This window comes from Lentibacillus salinarum, from assembly GCF_042679865.1.
Taxonomy (GTDB): Bacteria; Bacillota; Bacilli; order Bacillales; family Amphibacillaceae; genus Lentibacillus; species Lentibacillus salinarum.
The window spans coordinates 1-2467 of record NZ_JBHTNH010000013.1; the positions used below are offsets into that span (position 1 = coordinate 1).

General features: G+C 48.4%; 12 tRNA genes and 1 rRNA gene. All 13 read right to left on the bottom strand.

Features of this window, described 5'->3' with window-relative positions:
* Nucleotides 1-89 (bottom strand): 16S ribosomal RNA (locus ACFQ4A_RS06930); the annotation flags it as partial.
* Between the two features lie 164 nt (nt 90-253).
* Nucleotides 254-327, bottom strand: a tRNA-Ile gene (locus tag ACFQ4A_RS06935).
* Between the two features lie 5 nt (nt 328-332).
* Nucleotides 333-406: transfer RNA gene (locus tag ACFQ4A_RS06940), tRNA-Gly, on the bottom strand.
* Nucleotides 407-717: 311 nt separating this feature from the next.
* A tRNA-Pro gene (locus ACFQ4A_RS06945) sits at nt 718-794 on the bottom strand.
* A 6-nt stretch (nt 795-800) separates the two neighbouring features.
* Nucleotides 801-877: transfer RNA gene (locus ACFQ4A_RS06950), tRNA-Arg, on the bottom strand.
* Nucleotides 878-933: 56 nt separating this feature from the next.
* Nucleotides 934-1017: transfer RNA gene (locus tag ACFQ4A_RS06955), tRNA-Leu, on the bottom strand.
* A gap of 56 nt (nt 1018-1073) precedes the next feature.
* Nucleotides 1074-1156: transfer RNA gene (locus ACFQ4A_RS06960), tRNA-Leu, on the bottom strand.
* Nucleotides 1157-1162: 6 nt separating this feature from the next.
* Nucleotides 1163-1238, bottom strand: a tRNA-Lys gene (locus ACFQ4A_RS06965).
* 216 nt (nt 1239-1454) lie between these two features.
* A tRNA-Gln gene (locus ACFQ4A_RS06970) sits at nt 1455-1526 on the bottom strand.
* 5 nt (nt 1527-1531) lie between these two features.
* Nucleotides 1532-1608: transfer RNA gene (locus ACFQ4A_RS06975), tRNA-Asp, on the bottom strand.
* Between the two features lie 23 nt (nt 1609-1631).
* Nucleotides 1632-1703: transfer RNA gene (locus ACFQ4A_RS06980), tRNA-Glu, on the bottom strand.
* A gap of 6 nt (nt 1704-1709) precedes the next feature.
* Nucleotides 1710-1800 (bottom strand) — tRNA-Ser (locus ACFQ4A_RS06985).
* Nucleotides 1801-1806: 6 nt separating this feature from the next.
* Nucleotides 1807-1881: transfer RNA gene (locus ACFQ4A_RS06990), tRNA-Asn, on the bottom strand.
* Between the last annotated feature and the right edge of the window lie 586 nt (nt 1882-2467).

A 2467-nucleotide genomic window follows, 5' to 3' on the forward strand; every position in this document is an offset into this window, starting at 1 on the left:
AGGGGATCTGCCTGCTTCCCGCGCTCGACTTGCATGTATTAGGCACGCCGCCAGCGTTCGTCCTGAGCCAAGATCAAACTCTCCAATAAAAAGTTTGCGATAAGATTGACACCGATCAATCTCATGCCTATCTTAGCTTCAAAAATTGATACAGGGTTATGAAGTCTTCTGCCGAAATCAACACGGCTTTCAACTTCTTAACCTGACATCTGTTTCAGGCTGGTTGTTTTGTTCAGTTTTCAAGGAGCAAAAGTGGGCCTGGGTGGACTCGAACCACCGACCTCACGCTTATCAGGCGTGCGCTCTGACCGACTGAGCTACAGGCCCGCAAATGGAGCGGGTGATGGGAATCGAACCCACGACATCAGCTTGGAAGGCTGAGGTTTTACCACTAAACTACACCCGCACGGTGATTGAATGATAAGTGTTTTAATTGTTCACGAACGAGTCATGCTCGTCGCGTTGTAAGTTATTTCGGTGATGCTTACGCTCCTCGCAACTCGCAGCGGATTCGGTGGATGTATCGCTCGTGGCTGAGGTTTTACCACTAAACTACACCCGCATGGTAAGTTAATTATCCCTGTTTTATGACGTACGAGTCAATCACGCTTCACGTTCCTAGCTATTTCAGCAAATCCTACGTTCCACGCAGCACGATGCTCATCATTAAACGGCACCTGCAACGGAATTTCATATAATAATCTGTTAAACTCTCGATGGTCGGGAAGACAGGATTTGAACCTGCGACCCCATGGTCCCAAACCATGTGCTCTACCAAGCTGAGCTACTTCCCGATAATATGGCGCGCCCGAGAGGAGTCGAACCCCTAACCTTCTGATCCGTAGTCAGACGCTCTATCCAATTGAGCTACGGGCGCTTAAAGCGACATTCCTTAATATAACACAGAAACAATGGACTGTCAACGTTTTTTAATGCGGCCGAGAGGACTTGAACCTCCACGGGATAAACTCCCACTAGGCCCTCAACCTAGCGCGTCTGCCATTCCGCCACGACCGCGTCTAAAAACAAAGAAAAATGCCGTGACCACCACAGCAATATAAAATGAAGTAAAGTGCGGATGGAGGGACTCGAACCCTCACGTCGTAAAGACACTAGATCCTGGGTCTAGCGCGTCTGCCAATTCCGCCACATCCGCAGAAAATGGTGAGCCATGGAGGATTCGAACCTCCGACCCTCTGATTAAAAGTCAGATGCTCTGCCAACTGAGCTAATGGCTCGTGTTATGTTATAACGAGCATTTCATTTATTTTAATGCTTCACTCTTATATGTGCTTTCTGTACTCGTCGCATTATAAGCTATTTCGGCGAAGGACACGCTCCTCGCAGACCTGCACACAGTAGCTAATTCGGTAATGGTAATGCATGCGGCTAGCTAATAGCTCGTAACATTATAATGAACGCTCAAATCACCAATGCATTTTTGCATAAAAAGACTGGGCTAGCTGGATTCGAACCAGCGAATCACGGGATCAAAACCCGATGCCTTACCGCTTGGCTATAGCCCAACAGATGGCGGTCCGGACGGGACTCGAACCCGCGACCTCCTGCGTGACAGGCAGGCATTCTAACCAACTGAACTACCGGACCCAGCCAATTAAAAAAAGAAAAGATGACCCGTACGGGATTCGAACCCGTGTTACCGCCGTGAAAGGGCGGTGTCTTAACCACTTGACCAACGGGCCATACTATGGCGGAGAAGGAGGGATTTGAACCCTCGCGCCGGCAAACCGACCTACACCCTTAGCAGGGGCGCCTCTTCAGCCACTTGAGTACTTCTCCATAAAATGGCTCCACAGGCAGGATTCGAACCTGCGACCGATCGGTTAACAGCCGATAGCTCTACCGCTGAGCTACTGTGGAATGATCTAAAATATGCTATCAATGCGCTATAACTTTATGAGTTGTGCTCGTCGTGTTGCAAGTATTCCGATGAAGTTGCACGCCTCGCAGGACGTAGCGTATTCGTCGATGCTTCGCTTTGTGCTCGTCGTGTTGCAAGTACTTTTCGGTGAAGTTGCACTCCTCGCAGGACGTAGCGTATTCATCGATGCTTTGCTTTGTGCTCATCGTGTTGCGAGTATTTCGGTGAGGTTGCACTCCTCGCAGGACGTAGCGTATTCGCCGATGCTTCGCTTTGTGCTCGTCGTGTTGCAAGCAAACACAATGAACCGGCACCCTTCGCAGACCTGCACTTAGTAGCATATTCAATGAAGTTGCGGTCAGCTACTCTAACAATGATTTGAATGCTTTATTATGTTTTCTCTAATGACTGCGACGAAAAACATAATACAACACATAAAATTTGTTGTCAACATCTTTTTAAACGACCACCTGCTAAAGCAGGTGGATTTGGACATAAATGTCGGCGACTAAAGTCGCTGCTCCAGGCTGAAGTCCTGCTCAAAGTCCTTAAGCTGAAGCATATTCTAAATATGACTGAACTCAT